Source organism: Geoglobus acetivorans (assembly GCF_000789255.1).
Classification (GTDB): Archaea; Halobacteriota; Archaeoglobi; order Archaeoglobales; family Archaeoglobaceae; genus Geoglobus; species Geoglobus acetivorans_B.
Genome location: NZ_CP009552.1, coordinates 1,786,560 through 1,801,072, shown reverse-complemented (window position 1 = coordinate 1,801,072; position 14,513 = coordinate 1,786,560). Strand labels below are relative to the sequence as shown.

The window sequence follows — 14,513 nt, the reverse complement described above, 5'->3', positions numbered from 1 at the left end:
TTGCTGGAGAACAACTTTTTCCTTGACGAGGAGATTGTAAAGCTGAGAGAGGAGGTAAAGGGGTTTGCAAGCTCTGTTGATCCGGAACTGCTCAGGAAGATGGACAGGGACGAGGTGGATTACCCCCTCGACTTCATAAGAGATGCAGGAGAAAAAGGCCTTCTCGGATTGAGGTTTCCGGAAGAGTACGGAGGACGGGGATTGACATGGCTTGCAGAAAGCGTGGCTGTCGAGGAGGTTGGCGTTCTCGGTATGGGGCTTGGATGTGCCTACTCCATGATCAGCATTGTGGGAGAGGCAATATACCGCTTTGGTCAGGAGTGGCAGAAAGAGGAGTTCCTCAAACCAATCATAAAGGGGAAGAAGATCGCCGCAGAAGGACTTACAGAGCCGAGAGGCGGAAGTGATTTCTTCGGCACGACAACCAGAGCCGAAAAGAGGGGCAACAAATGGATCCTGAACGGAGCAAAGAGATTCATAGCCGGTGGAAAGGTCGCCGATTTCTACCTCATATACGCAAGAACAGATCCAAACGCCCCCGGACACAAGGCCATGACCGCTTTTCTGGTTGAGAGGGATATGGGCGTGGAGATCGAAGACCTGCACAACCTCATGGGGTTCAGAGGCATGGGTACGGCAAGAATAGCCTTCAACGATGTGGAAGTCCCGGATGAGTACCGGGTCGGCGAGGTCAACAACGCAAGGGTGATATTCAACAGAATGATGATTCCTGAAAGGTTGACATCTGCTGCCGGAGCTCTGGGGCTTGCGAGAGCGGGTATCGAAATCGCCATGAGATATTCAGCCAAGAGAAAGGCATTCGGAAGAAAGATAAGAGAGTTTCAGGGTGTGAGCTTCAAGGTTGCTGAAAGCGTGGCAAAGCTTGATTCTGCCAGATCGCTGGTTTACACGGCAGCGAAGGCCGTTGATGAATACGACGCTGGAAGGAGCAGCATGGATCCGAGAAGGCTTGTGAGTGAGGCAAAAATGATTGCAACAGACTTTGGCTGGGAGATCATAAACAACGCCATGCAGATTCTCGGAGGAATTGGATACACGCAGGTCTATCCGGTGGAGAGGATGCTCAGGGACATGCGTCTTGCCCCGATCTGGACAGGAAGCAATGAAATCATGAAGCTCCTGATACAGCATGAAGCATACAAAATGCTCGACATACCATCAAAAGACAGAGACTACGAAAAGGACGCAATGGACTGGTATAAAGAATTTGAAAAAGTTTATGAATGATTTTTTTCCATTTTTCTGTCATCGGGGAGAATCATCGTAAAGACGAAAGCAATTGTTACGACTGAAGCCAGGAAGGTGAAGTAAGCCCTTGCACTGTAAATAAAGTACGGAGCAATGAACATCAGCATAACCGATATTGCTCTGCTAACAAGCCCTACAAACCCCGTGGCACTACCCTGTATTCTCTTTTCATGGAAGTAACCTATCCAGTCCATTATAAGGGGATATGCCGGGAGCATAAGCAATCCTGCAAGTCCCAGAAAGACGAAGACCAGCAGCTTCGATGGAAGGATGGCAAGTATGACAAAGAATCCGGCAATAAGTGGAACCACACATCTCATGTACCGGGTTCTCGCATTTTTAGCGGAGATGAATCCTGGAATGAGAGCCACACCAACAAGACCGAGAACGATCGAAACTGCTACGGCATCTCCTGCAATCTCACCGAGCTTCACGGATTCAAGAGCCGGCTGAAGCCATGTTGCGAGGTTGTCAAATGCAGCAACCCCAAGTCCGAGGATTATTCCAATTATCCACAGGTCCTTTCTCCCGACAACGTCAGAAAACCTGAATGCACGCTGATCAACTGAGACAGAATCAAGCACCCTGTAGCCAGAGACAAATAATGCAAAGCCGATAGCTGAAAGCATAGCAGGAGGCGAAATAAGGGCAAACAAACCGCCATCTGCGTAAAACTCGTATCCAACCAGGAGAGAGAAAACTGTACCGAGATACATGGAAAGACTCAGCACTGATATAACCACAGACCTCCTTTCAGCATACATCCTGGATGCAAAGGGAACGAACGCATTCAGAAGGAATGGCTGGCCGGTTGCAGAAAAAAGCTGGCACAGAAGGAGCCAGAAATAATTTGTGTAATCCAGAAGTCTTCCCGCACCACCGATGAACGTCATAACTGTGCCAAACAGAAGCCACAGCCTGAAGTTTCTGTCGAGGAGAATTCCCGAGGGAACCGTCAGAATCAGAAAGAAGAGAGGGTATGTTACTGCCAGATAACCAACAAGTTCAGCAGAAACTCCGAGATTCCGGGCAACCAGGGTCGTTACCGGAGAGAACGTTACCCAGATTGCCTGGGAGGCAAATGTTATGAGCACGAGGCCTGCAAGGAGCAAGGTTTTTCTCACCGATACCATCCCACCACCAGTTCCTTGACGATTTCATTTGCCATTTCCTCGTCTAACTGCTCAAGAAGAAGCGGTGCCATGCTTGAGTCAATCTTTCCTTCCCGGAACTCATTCAGAAGTTCCTGAATCTTTCCTTCCGCAATCTTTTTGAAAAGCTCTTCAGCATTTATAGAACCTCTTTCATTCACAGCCTCCCCTGCATCTCTGACGAAATCCTCCGCAGTCCTATCGTGTACGGGTGAGACTGTCAGGTGAATGTTTGGCTTTATGCCGAATTTCTCCACACCCCTCTGAAGGTGGAAGTGCCACCCTCTTTTTCTCATACCCTCCATGAAACCGAGAATGTCCACACTCTCGCTGTAAAGGGAGAGCACCTGAGATTCGATTGGACCAACGCTTTCAAAACCGAGGTCTCTCATTCCCCTGTAAATTTTATCCCGTGCTGAAAGGATTTTTCTGGCGAGGTTCAGATAGCCCTCCATCCCGAGATACGCCATTACGGCGAATGCAGATGCAAGTGGACCCACAGACCTTGAAGACAGCACCGCCGGGTTGACAAAAACGTAACCGGGATTTGCGGTATCGACGAAGATGGCATGCTTTTTAAGCTCGGCATTTCTGAAAATTACGGACGAAGCCCCCTTGGGTGTGTACCCATACTTGTGTGCGTCTATCGAGACCGACGTAACCCCTTCAACTCTGAAATCGAATTTTTCCACCCGTTCACCAAGCTTTTCAAAGAAGGGCAGTATGAATCCGCCCAGACAGGCATCAACATGAAGCAGCACATTGCTATCTTCAGCAATTTCAGCCACAGCCTTGACCGGATCAACAGTCCCGTAGGGCCAGTTTGGTGCTGAAAGAGCTATAAGGGCCGTATTCTCATTCACAGCAGAGTTTACAGCATCCACGTCTGCCTTGCAATTTTCATCAATGTCAACCATTCTGACCTTCAGACCAAAATAATGGGCAGACTTGATAAAAGAGGGGTGGATCGTGAACGGCACAACCATTTCGGGAGTTTTGTCACCATTCCTCTTTCTGAAATAATTTCTTGCAGAGAGAACAGCAAGCATTATGCTCTCAGTTCCACCATATGTAAACGTTCCCACCGCATTTTCATCCGCATTGAGAAGAGTTTTGCAGAAGTTTATCACCTCTCTTTCAAAGAATATTGCGCTCCTGAATACCGTGAAGTCGAGGATGTTTTTGTTGTAGAACCTTTTCAAAACTTCAAGAGCCAGTTCTCGCAGTCTTTCATCACCCGTTTCATATATGTAGGCGAAAAGCTTTCCCGAATGCGGGTCTATGTCCATACCATCAAGTTCCGAGAGAAGTTCTTCAAGTTCTTTCATGAATAATCGATAAGAAATTAATCATACTTAAATTTTAACTGCAGTTCAAACACTTTTTATACTCTGAAGTGAAACAGCCAGACAGATGTCAGACCAGATGTCAGAGATCACCGTAACAGAAGTTGCAGAGGTTCTTGCAAATTTAAGAGTAAAACTGATGAGGATTTTCATAATCATCGCTGTCGTCTGGGGAATATCCTTCGCCACACTCTCAAACGAGATAATAGAGAAAATAAAGATGGACCTCCTCCCTGAAGGAGCCGAACTGATTTATCAGGCTCCGCTTGAGGTGATGATGCTCAGACTGAAGATTTCAATAATCCTCGGCGTTGTGGTTGCACTGCCCTACATAATTTACCTGACATACCAGACACTGAAGGAGAGGACTGAAATTTTATCAAACATTGAGCTTTCGCGGACAAGAGTTATCATCTACGCATCCCTTGCCGTGATCCTGTTCATATCAGGTGTCGCCTACGGATACGTCCTGATGCTGCCGCTCTTTCTTCAGTTTCTGTACGAGAGTGCACAGGGCCAGGGAGTGCTTGCCATGTACTCTATTGCCGAATTTATCAGCTTTGTTGTCATGATGCTCGCCGTCTTTGGATTGATATTTCAGATGCCCCTCTTCATGTATGTTACTGTTAAAAACGGGCTTGCCAGACTCGACACATTCAAGTACTACAGAAGACATTTCTACGTAATCTTCTTTACGCTGGCTGCAATAATAACGCCTCCTGATGTGTTTACCCAGCTTATGGTCGGTGTCCCAATGGTCCTGTTCTTCGAAATAAGCCTGATCATCGTAAAGATTCTTGCATGAGCTCCCTAACAGATATAACAGATGTTCCACACAACCAAAATCAAACCCGCAATATATATTAATCCGAAACCATACCAGACTCTTGGGGGGCTCGTAGCTCAGAGGCAGAGCGCCGCATTCGCAATGCGGAGGCCCCGGGTTCAAATCCCGGCGAGTCCACTTTCAATTTATTTTTAAGTCCCATTATGTTGTCAGAAAGTATACTTAAAAATATCAAAAATTTTTGAATTAATAATTGATTGCGTTAGGACATAAATACGATGCTATATGTAGTTTCTGATAAGTTTTTCTACTTTTGAACAGTATTCCATCATATACTCATCGTCCTCTTTTTTGTCTAAAATGTGCTTAACGTATTTTTCGAATGATGAACCAAATATTTGTCTTTCGAGTTCAGGAAGATCAAAGTGCAATCTAAGCCTTTTTTCAAGGGAATAATCTAAAAACTGCACTCCATCGAATTGTGTTACATACGGTAAACCCCTCTCGTCAAGATAGTAATAGTCGTATACTTGGTGCGGTTCGACATTAAAAAGCATGCACAAATACTTCTCAATTTCAGGTAAAATTCTTGCAGCTATTAGACTTTGGATTGGAGAAAATTTGTATTCTCTTTCGTCTGGATAAGCATATCTAACGAAAGCTCCTTTTGGTCGTTCATAGTCTTCATCGAGCATATCGGGAAATCTTACTAAAATTTCATATTCGTTCTTGTTCAATTCGCGGGTAACAACACTTACATTTTTGCCTAAATTCCCAAAATAATAGAGACCATCTTTCGTTTCGGCGCCGTCTTTTGAGACCAAAACACCTAAACAAAACTCGAGCACTTTTCTCTCCAAATTAGATAGATATTGGGGCAATTCCTCGTCGTTTATGTTGGAGCTTATAGTAAATCCGATTTTAAAATAGTGGTAAAGCCATTTTTCAGTAGCTATTGAATATTTTTTCAGATTGTCAAGATCGATACTCTTCTTTTTTGACATAGTATTTTTAAATTTCCTAAACATTTTGTTTCCCCCGCACTCACGAATTTTTTCTATATTTTTCAGAATTTAAATTGAGAAATATATAAAAGTTGAGGTTTCTGTCAGATATATGAGATGAGTTGCCATTTCATTGATTGAAAAAACCATGAATCTGGTAAAATGCTATGTATGAATAAGGAGGACCTCAAAAATAAGTATTTAAATCCTCCTGACCTCAATCACCTCCAGCGGAACCCTCTGAAGCCTTTTTCCAATCTCGGATTTTGCAATCTTTGCAGCATGCTCTTCGCTCTGAGCATTGAAAACCTTCATTTCAAAAATCAGCCCTACGAGGGCCATTCCTGCCACCATGAAAACGCTTTTCAGCGGACTGCTGCACTGCGGACACTCGGTATCCCCAACATCAATCTCCACAAAGTCCAGATCTGGCGTGAGCCTCTTTCCGGCCTCCGCAACAGCAATGTTCATGGCGTCGGTTACGCTTTTCGCCTTTCTCACAACCCATGCGCCCTGAAGGACAACAAGATAGTCCGGCATGTCAACCACCAAATATTTTCTTCAAAAGACCACCATCGCTCTTTTTCTCACCAGAATCTCTTTTTTTTCCCCTTTTTGCAGATTTTCCTGATTTTGTCTCGAATATCTCAACAGCATGGCCATGTCTGCTTTTTCTAACCCTTACTCGCACAATCACAGGTCTTTCCAGCTCCGGACTGACCACAATAGCATTTCCGGGAGGGAGACGTTTAACATCCTCTACCATCTCTGCAGTAAGTCCCTCAACACCCTTCTTTATGGCATTGATGTCGTTCGGGTTTGTCAGCCGCAGTATAATCTGGGTGTTGCACTGGCTTATCACGTTCTTATCCACTCTGGCAGGTCTCTGGCTGATTACCATCAATCCCAGACCGAACTTCCTGCCCTCACTCGCTATTGTTCTCAGAACCTGGGTTGACACTGCCTTGCCATAGCCTCTTTCAGGAATGAAGTTGTGCGCCTCTTCAAGAACAATCATTCCCGGAGGGATTTCTTCCCTCTTCCTCATTTCGAAAAGCTCACTGCACACTCTCGCCACTATCAGGTCCTGATAGGACGGATCCACGCCGCGCATGTCGAGAATTACCGCTCTGCCTTTCTGCAGAAGGATGTGCATTGGTGTCGGGCTATCCGAAAACAGACCTGATTTCTGGATTTTTATGAGCGCTCCGAGCAGAACGGGTTTGGAGCTGTTCTTAATCTCTTCCACCTTGGAGATTATGTCATCTATCGTGTAATCTCCCTCAAGTTCCCGTATAACCTGGTAGAGAAGAGCCTGAGCTGCAGGGCTTGTTATGTTGCCAAGCTCTATAACTTCCTCCGCTTCAAGATTTCTGCCGTCGAGATAGAAAATACCATCAGCTCTGTCTGCAAAGGGTGAACCCGGTGGAACGTAAATCCTTATGTTGCCGTAACCTTTCGGTTTTATACCGAACTCTTCCATCTTTTCAATCTCGTCCCTCACATCATTCGGATGTTTCAGCGAAGCATACTCGCCATGGGGATCGATTATGAGCAGAGGGACGCCCTTTTCAATAAGCTCCTCGATAATAACTCCTGCAGTGTAGCTCTTCCCGCTCCCAGTTTTAGCGAGAATGCATACGTGTTTCTGAACCAGACTGTTCACGTCCAGCTTTACCTTTATTGATGTATCTCCGAGAAGACCGAGATATGCACCATCGCTGCTCATTCCCAGAACTTCAGAGACAATCTCCTCCTCAGCAATAAATACCTTCTCCCCCGGCACAAACGGAGTTCTCGGTGCTTTCAGCACCCCGTTCTCTCTCTTTCCGATGACAACTGCTTTCCCCACATAAATTTCGGAATCGACGTTTCTGCCCTTGATGACATCTTCCCCGCTCATATCGGATTTTGCCCTGATGTCTGTAACGTAAGCTACAACCCATCCCTCAACGTCATTCCAGACCTTGATGTAATCTCCCCTTCTCACGTCTCTCGGATTGAATATCACGAATTCGAATTCGTAAGCCGAGGTTTCTCCAAAAATTTTGCCAACTTCACCCCTCATGGTATCCCCACTGCCTGTCAAGCTCGGAATCCTGTTTTTCCGAGATCGTGTTGACTTCCATCAACCTCCACCCATGCCTGTCCCTGACGACAGCAACCATTCTACTCCTGCACACAATAACGTCCACCTTCTTCTCAACCACATGCGTTTTTCTGCAAACGGGACATTTAAGCTCCATTTCTTCCGTATTCATCATCAAACCTCTCAATATCATCCTCTGCCAGATAATCTCCTATCGCAACCTCGATCATTTCAAGCTCTATTTTACCGGGATTTTCAAGCCTGTGCTTCACGCCAGCCGGTACGAAAGTGCTTTCTCCCGGCCTTAAAAAGTATTCTTCTCCGTCTCTTATAACCTTCGCCATACCTCTCACCACAATCCAGTGCTCACTCCTGTGCATGTGCCTCTGAAAGCTGAGTTTTCTTCCCGGTTTAACGGTTATGACCTTTATCCAGTAATTCTCACCTCTTTCAAGCAGAGTGAAGCTACCCCAGGGCCTGTGAACTGTGGTGTGAAAATCTGCCCTCTCATCACCCCTTTCCCTGAGATATTTCACAACGTCCCTCACCTTCTGTGCCTCGCCCCTTTTGCAGATTAACAGGGCATCCCTTGTATCAACAACCAGGTAGTCCCTGAGCCCTATGGATGACACAAATCTTTCGGATACTATCAGATTGTTCCCTGAATCGATCTGGAAGACCTCCCCTCTAACAGCATTACCATTTTCATCCTTCTCAAGAATTTCGTAAATGGAGTCAAAACTTCCCAGATCGTTCCAGAAGATGTCAAGCTCAATAACTCCAGCCTTACCTGTTTTCTCCATCACCGCATAATCAAAGCTCGTTTCAGGACATTTTTCATATCCCTTTTCAGCATCACTCTCAAACAGCCCATACAGGCCAGGATACAGCCTCTCCACCTCGCTTTTCAGGACTTCGCTGCTCATTGCAAATATGCCGCTGTTCCATAAATATCCCTGAGCGATGTATTCCTTTGCTGTGTCGTAATCGGGTTTTTCCGTGAACTTCTCAACCCTGAAAATCTCTCCATGCTGTTCCCCGGGTTTTATGTAGCCATAGCCGGTGTGAGGTTTTGAGGGCTTTACGCCAAACGTAATCACATAATCGCGAACATATTTTTCGGCAATTCGGACATATTTTGAAAAATCACCCCTCATGAAGTGATCTGACGGCATCACGACAAAATCCCCATCAGCAACAACCGACGCCATAAGCACGGCAGCAAAAGTGTTTTTTGAAACCGGTTCTACAATAACTTCAGCTTCACACCCAATTTCATCAAGCTGGTCCATTACGATGAATTTCTGATCTTCATTCGTAATCACAACAATACCATCAGCAAAAGACTCCGCCCTCTCAACTGTCATCTGAAACAGAGACCTTGAATCAAAGATTTTGAGGTACTGCTTGGGATACTTTCCTCTGCTCAATGGAAAAAGCCTGGTACCTTTTCCACCCGAAAGAATTACTGCTTTCATTGAATTTTTATTTTAGCAGGCTTAAATTAAAAATTTTCTGAAGCAGAGTCGATTAATTCTGATAAATTACGAAAACAATTTAAACTTAATGACTCGAAAACTTAACATTAACTGGAGGTGTTGGTAAATGAATTTTGAACTGACTCAGGATCAGAAGGATATTCAGAAGGCTGCGAGAGAGTTCGCACAGAACGAGTTCACTGCTGAGAGAGGAAGACACTACGACCAGAAGGAAGAATTTCCATTTGATTTATGGAAAAAGGCATGTGAACTTGGATTTATAGGTGTCCATTTTCCCGAAGAATACGGCGGAGCTGGGCTGGGAATCCTCGAAAATATTCTCATAGTTGAGGAATTCTGCAGAGCAGACAGCACAATTGGAAGCGCCCTGATTCTTTCAGACTTCTCATCTGAGGTTATAATGAGGTTCGGCAGTGAGGCGCAGAAGGAAGAGGTTCTTCCAAAGGTGGCCGGAGGAAAGGCAATCACCGCAGGATGCTACACGGAGCCTGAAGCGGGAAGTGATCTCACAGCGATAAAAACCAGAGCCGAAAAGGATGGCAACGAGTGGGTGATAAACGGATCAAAGACGTTCATAACGAATGGAACCATTGCGGATTACTACGTGGTGCTTGCAGTCACAGATCCAGACGCCCAGCCCAGATACAGGGGATTCAGCACGTTTCTTGTTAGAAAGGATGCAGAGGGGTTGCAGACAAACAAGATAGATGGCAAGATGGGCATCAGGTCATCTCCAACCGCAGAGGTCGTTTTCAAGAATGTCAGAGTCAGCGAGGAGGATGTTATCGGCCAGGTCAACAGAGGATTCTATCAGGTCCTTGAGTTCTTCGACGAGAGCAGAATTGAGATTGCCGCTCAGGCTCTTGGTATCGCTCAGGGTGCTTTTGATAAAACACTCGACTATGTCAAGCAGAGAAAACAGTTTGGTCAGGCAATAGGTGCTTTTCAGGCTTTACAGCACAGAATAGCTCATCTTGGCACCATGCTTGAAGCAACAAGGCTTCTCATTTACAAGGCAGCCTGGAATTACGACAAAAACGGCATAGACCCCACACTCACCAGCATGGCAAAGTACCTCGCAGGCAAACTTGCGGTCCAGATCTGCGATGAAGCGATACAGATGCACGGAGGATATGGGTACGTTGCGGAAAACGACGTCGAGAGATATTACAGGGATGCCAAGATTACTGAGATCTACGAGGGGACAAAGGAGGTTCAGCTCAATACTGTTGCCAAAGGCCTCTTAGGAAAGTTCTAATCAGTTTTATCAAATTTTTACCTGCTGAAGGGACGGTGATCAGAATGTTCGACGAGAAAAAACTTGAAGAGTTGAAAAGAAAACGAGAAGGCTGGGAGAAATCCTGCCTGAACCCTTACCTCGAGAAGTATGGCGAAAGAGATGAAATGTTCGAGACTCTTTCGGGAATAAAAGTGAAAAGAGTTTATGATCCTACAGATATTGCCCATTTGGACTACATGAAAGACCTCAACTATCCTGGCGAATATCCGTATACGAGAGGAGTATATCCCACAATGTACCGCGGGAGACTGTGGACAATGAGGCAGTTTTCAGGGTTTGGGACTGCAGAGGACACCAATGCAAGGTGGAAGATGCTTCTGAGGGAGGGGCAGACGGGACTCAGCACGGCCTTTGATTTCCCAACGCTGATGGGTGTGGACAGCGATGATCCCCTTGCTGATGGCGAGGTTGGAAAGGTGGGTGTTGCTATCGACACCCTCAAGGATTTTGAGGTTCTGTTTGACGGCATCCCTCTTGACAAGGTTTCGACATCATTCACAATAAACCCTCCTGCAGCAATAATTCTGGCGATGTACGTTGCAATTGGAGATCTCCAGGGAGTTCCGAGAGAACAGCTCAGAGGAACAATTCAAAATGACATGCTCAAAGAATTTCACGCCCAGAATACACTCGTTCTTCCTCCTGAGCCGTCAGTCAAGGTAATCACAGACATATTCGAGTGGGGTGTAGAGAACGTCCCGAAATTCAACCTGATCAGTATTTCAGGATACCACATAAGAGAGGCTGGCTCAACAGCCGTTCAGGAGCTTGCGTTTACAATAGCAGACGGAATGGCCTACGTTGAGGCTGCAATTGAAAGAGGAATCGACATCGACAGGCTCGCACCACAGCTCAGCTTCTTCTTCAACTCACACAACAACTTCTTCGAGGAGATTGCCAAATTCAGGGCTGCAAGGAGAATGTGGGCCAAAATAATGAGAGAAGAATATGACGCCAAGAATCCAAGGTCCTGGTGGCTCAAGTTCCACACGCAGACGGCAGGCTGCTCCCTCACCGCCCAGCAGCCCCTGAACAACATCGTGAGGACAACCATCCAGGCAATGGCGGCAGTGCTCGGAGGCACACAGAGTCTGCACACCAACAGCTTTGACGAGGCATGGGCTCTGCCGAGTGAAGAGGCTGTTAGAGTTGCCCTGAGAACCCAGCAAATCATTGCATACGAGAGCGGAATCCCGGACACGATTGATCCGCTCGCAGGATCATACTACGTGGAATGGCTCACAGACAAGATGGAAAAACTCGCCTGGAAATACATTGAGCAGATAAGAAAGATGGGAGAAGGTAGCATGCTGAGGGGCGTACTGACGGGCATTGAAAACGGATTCTTCGTCAAAGAGATAAGCAGAGCAGCAGCAGAATACCAGAGAGACGTTGAAGAAGGTAGGAGGACAATAGTCGGCGTTAATAAATTCGCAATAGAAGAGGACCTCAACATCCCGATCCTCAAGGTTGATGAAGAGGCACAAAGAAGACAGGTCGAGAGACTGAGAAAGATAAAGGCAGAGAGAGATAACGATGCAGTCAGAGAAGCTCTTGAGTGGCTGAGAAGTGCTGCAGAGAACAATGAAAACGTTATGCCGCCAATTCTTGAAGCTGTGAAGGCTTACGCATCTGTGGGAGAGATAATGGGAGTCCTGAAGGAGGTTTACGGAACCTACAGGAAGCCAATAATCATCTAAATTTTTTCCGGGGGTGATAACCTTGGACAGAAAAATTAGGGTTCTTGTTGCGAAGGTCGGGCTGGACGGTCATGACAGAGGCGCAAAGGTTGTCGCAAGATTTCTGAGGGATGCGGGCTTTGAAGTGATATACACCGGCCTGCACAGAACCCCTGAAGAGGTTGCGATGGCTGCCGTGCAGGAGGACGTTGATGTCGTGGGAATTTCACTCCACAGCGGCGCCCACCTGACCCTCGTACCCAAGGTCATGAAGTATATTGAGGAGTTCGGCGGAGATCTGAACGAACTTGTCGTGATTGTCGGAGGAATTGTACCGGCAGACGATATTGACAAACTCAAGGAGATGGGAGTGGATGAGGTATTCATTCCGGGAACGCCTATAGAGAAGATAATAGATTACATCAAGGCGAAGGTTCCCGAAAAGAAGAGAACCGGAGAGAAGGTATAATCATGAACGTGGAAGATATAGTAAAGGGAATTGAGAAGGGGAACAAGAGAGCACTGGCAAGAGCGATAACCTATGTCGAAAACGAATACCCTGAAGGCAAAGAGATAATGAAAAAGATTTACCACAGAACCGGGAACGCACACGTCATAGGTATCACCGGCTTCCCCGGAGTGGGGAAATCAACCACAGTGAGCAAGCTAATTCAGAAATTCAGAGAAAAGGGTAAAAAAGTCGGAGTGGTGGCTGTAGACCCTGGTTCACCATTCACAGGCGGTGCATTGCTGGGGGACAGGCTGAGGATGGAGGGATATGACGTCAGCAAGAACCTGTGGGTCGATCCGGGCGTATTTTTCAGGAGCATGAGTTCAAGGGGGAAGGCTGGTGGACTTGCAGCAAAAACGGGAGACGTTACCAGGCTTTTGGACGCTTTTGGCTTTGACGTCATAATCGTAGAGACGGTCGGTGCGGGACAGAGTGAGGTTGACATTGTTGAAGTTGCGGATACGACCATCGTGGTAATGATGCCGGAAATGGGAGACGAAATCCAGATCAACAAGGCCGGAATACTGGAGATTGGAGACATATATGTCGTCAATAAAGCTGACCTCGGCGGTGCAGAGAAAACAGTGAAGTGGCTGAAGTCGATGATCATGATGGATCAGGAGGCAGTGGAGATTCTCAGCAAAACAAGCCATGCTGACGAGGTGAGAGTGGAAAGCGGGGAAATCTTCGAGAGAATGAAAAAGGGAAAGGACTGGATACCGCCCGTTGTTGTTACGGTGGCTGATAAAGGCGAGGGGATCGGGGAGCTTGTCAGTTCAATAGAGGGGCATTTCGAGTACCTCAAAAACACAGGCAAACTCATGGAAAGAAGGGTCAGGAGGCTCAGCAGAGAAGTTTTTGATCTGATTATGGACGAGATCAGACAGATCCTGGCAGGAAATGACAGAATCGACTTCAGGAACCACATAGAAAGAGTTGTGAAGGGCGAAATAGACCCACACTCCACCGCAGAAGATATAGTGGAGGAACTTCTCAGGCTGGGATGCAGATGAAAAAGGCCAACAAGACTCATCTTTTTAATCTCGAGCTGGTAGAAAAAGATGACCTCAGAATAGAGACGGTTGGAAGCATAGACGAGGCAAATGCGTTTATCGGGCTTGCAAAGACCAGAATCAAAGATAAAAAGCTCAGAGGAATTCTCACGGACGTTCAGATAATGATGTTCAAAGCAGGTTCACAGTGTGTCGGAGGAGACGTTAAGATATCTGAGGGAGATCTCAAATACCTGCTGGATACCATAAATGACCTCCAGAAAGTCGTCAAAATGCCTGACAGCTTCATAATTCTCGAAAAAGACGAGATTTCAGCCCTGCTGAGCATCGCAAGAAGCATTGTCAGAAGGGCAGAGAGAAGAGCTGTGACGCTTTACAGGAATGGAGTGGTGGAGTATCTGCTCGTGGAATGGCTCAACAAGCTGAGCTACCTCATGTATCTGATGATACTGGCAGTCCAGAACGGAGAATACGAATCAATAGAGCTATGAAAGAAAGCTGGAGTGAGTACAGCGGCTCAATCGAGAAAAGCAGAGAATTCCACAGGCGATATCAGATAGCCGTAAACCATCCACTGAGAAGAAAAATTCTCAAGCTGTTGCATAATGGAAAAAGCCAGGAAGAAATAAGAACTGAATTAAATCTCGATGAAAGGGACTTCGAGTACCATCTCCAGCTTCTGGAGTGGGGATTTTGCATCGAAAGAGATGCCCAAGAAATAAGGATCACAAAAGAAGGAAGCGTAGTGGAGTACATTGATCAGTAGCGACGTCTTTAGTACCGGATTTATTAAATTTTAGAAGCAGAACCTTAAACACCCTGCAATTCAAAGGATTTATAATCAGGTATCTGAAAGTCCATTTAA

At 46.2% G+C, this 14,513-nt stretch carries 15 protein-coding genes and 1 tRNA gene; 9 read left to right on the top strand and 7 right to left on the bottom strand.

The window, feature by feature from the left end:
- Entirely contained in the window at window positions 1-1,248 is a 1,248-nt protein-coding gene (locus tag GACE_RS10690) for an acyl-CoA dehydrogenase family protein (RefSeq protein WP_048093327.1), read from the top strand.
- Here the strand turns inward: GACE_RS10690 and GACE_RS10685 are convergent.
- Both GACE_RS10685 and GACE_RS10680 read right to left on the bottom strand, forming a co-directional pair.
- Complete coding sequence (locus GACE_RS10685) at window positions 1,239-2,402, bottom strand: MFS transporter (protein WP_048093325.1); 1,164 nt, start codon at window positions 2,400-2,402, stop codon at window positions 1,239-1,241. The genes GACE_RS10690 and GACE_RS10685 overlap by 10 nt on opposite strands.
- Window positions 2,390-3,748, bottom strand: coding sequence for a pyridoxal phosphate-dependent decarboxylase family protein (locus GACE_RS10680; protein ID WP_048093323.1), 1,359 nt, complete (start codon window positions 3,746-3,748; stop codon window positions 2,390-2,392). The genes GACE_RS10685 and GACE_RS10680 overlap by 13 nt, the downstream gene beginning before the upstream one ends.
- An 85-nt stretch (window positions 3,749-3,833) precedes the next feature.
- On the opposite strand from GACE_RS10680, the gene tatC reads away from it, so the two are divergent.
- Complete coding sequence (gene tatC / locus GACE_RS10675; RefSeq protein WP_318249218.1) at window positions 3,834-4,571, top strand: twin-arginine translocase subunit TatC; 738 nt, start codon at window positions 3,834-3,836, stop codon at window positions 4,569-4,571.
- An 87-nt stretch (window positions 4,572-4,658) separates the two neighbouring features.
- A tRNA-Ala gene (locus tag GACE_RS10670) sits at window positions 4,659-4,730 on the top strand.
- Between the two features lie 104 nt (window positions 4,731-4,834).
- On the opposite strand, the gene GACE_RS10665 is transcribed toward GACE_RS10670, so the two are convergent.
- From GACE_RS10665 to GACE_RS10645, 5 genes are all read right to left on the bottom strand, one after another.
- Window positions 4,835-5,581 carry a hypothetical protein gene (locus tag GACE_RS10665; protein ID WP_148305974.1) on the bottom strand — a complete coding sequence of 249 codons (747 nt, stop codon included), beginning with the start codon at window positions 5,579-5,581 and terminating at the stop codon, window positions 4,835-4,837.
- 177 nt (window positions 5,582-5,758) lie between these two features.
- Complete coding sequence (locus tag GACE_RS10660; RefSeq protein ID WP_048093319.1) at window positions 5,759-6,097, bottom strand: DUF555 domain-containing protein; 339 nt, start codon at window positions 6,095-6,097, stop codon at window positions 5,759-5,761.
- 1 nt (window position 6,098) lies between these two features.
- Complete coding sequence (locus GACE_RS10655; RefSeq protein WP_048093317.1) at window positions 6,099-7,625, bottom strand: helicase HerA domain-containing protein; 1,527 nt, start codon at window positions 7,623-7,625, stop codon at window positions 6,099-6,101.
- Window positions 7,615-7,821 (bottom strand): hypothetical protein, encoded by a 207-nt coding sequence (locus GACE_RS10650; protein ID WP_318249217.1) that lies wholly within the window; start codon window positions 7,819-7,821, stop codon window positions 7,615-7,617. Before GACE_RS10650 ends, GACE_RS10655 begins: the two co-directional genes overlap by 11 nt.
- Window positions 7,793-9,124, bottom strand: a complete 1,332-nt coding sequence (locus tag GACE_RS10645) for a mannose-1-phosphate guanylyltransferase/mannose-6-phosphate isomerase (RefSeq protein WP_048093315.1) — start codon at window positions 9,122-9,124, stop codon at window positions 7,793-7,795. The genes GACE_RS10650 and GACE_RS10645 overlap by 29 nt, the downstream gene beginning before the upstream one ends.
- Window positions 9,125-9,251: 127 nt before the next feature.
- On the opposite strand from GACE_RS10645, the gene GACE_RS10640 reads away from it, so the two are divergent.
- Genes GACE_RS10640 through GACE_RS10615 form a run of 6 tightly spaced genes read left to right on the top strand, consistent with a single transcriptional unit; the run spans window position 9,252 to window position 14,414 of the window.
- Window positions 9,252-10,403: an acyl-CoA dehydrogenase family protein gene (locus GACE_RS10640; RefSeq protein ID WP_048093313.1), complete on the top strand. Its 1,152-nt coding sequence runs from the start codon at window positions 9,252-9,254 to the stop codon at window positions 10,401-10,403.
- Between the two features lie 44 nt (window positions 10,404-10,447).
- Window positions 10,448-12,145 carry a methylmalonyl-CoA mutase family protein gene (locus tag GACE_RS10635; protein ID WP_048093913.1) on the top strand — a complete coding sequence of 566 codons (1,698 nt, stop codon included), beginning with the start codon at window positions 10,448-10,450 and terminating at the stop codon, window positions 12,143-12,145.
- A 22-nt stretch (window positions 12,146-12,167) separates the two neighbouring features.
- On the top strand, window positions 12,168-12,593 hold the full coding sequence (locus tag GACE_RS10630; RefSeq protein WP_084063771.1) for a cobalamin B12-binding domain-containing protein: 426 nt from the start codon (window positions 12,168-12,170) through the stop codon (window positions 12,591-12,593).
- A 2-nt stretch (window positions 12,594-12,595) separates the two neighbouring features.
- Window positions 12,596-13,648: a methylmalonyl Co-A mutase-associated GTPase MeaB gene (meaB, locus tag GACE_RS10625; protein WP_048093309.1), complete on the top strand. Its 1,053-nt coding sequence runs from the start codon at window positions 12,596-12,598 to the stop codon at window positions 13,646-13,648.
- Window positions 13,639-14,139: a hypothetical protein gene (locus tag GACE_RS10620; protein ID WP_048093307.1), complete on the top strand. Its 501-nt coding sequence runs from the start codon at window positions 13,639-13,641 to the stop codon at window positions 14,137-14,139. The genes meaB and GACE_RS10620 overlap by 10 nt, the downstream gene beginning before the upstream one ends.
- Window positions 14,136-14,414: a helix-turn-helix transcriptional regulator gene (locus tag GACE_RS10615; protein ID WP_048093306.1), complete on the top strand. Its 279-nt coding sequence runs from the start codon at window positions 14,136-14,138 to the stop codon at window positions 14,412-14,414. Before GACE_RS10620 ends, GACE_RS10615 begins: the two co-directional genes overlap by 4 nt.
- The last annotated feature ends 99 nt before the right edge of the window (window positions 14,415-14,513 follow it).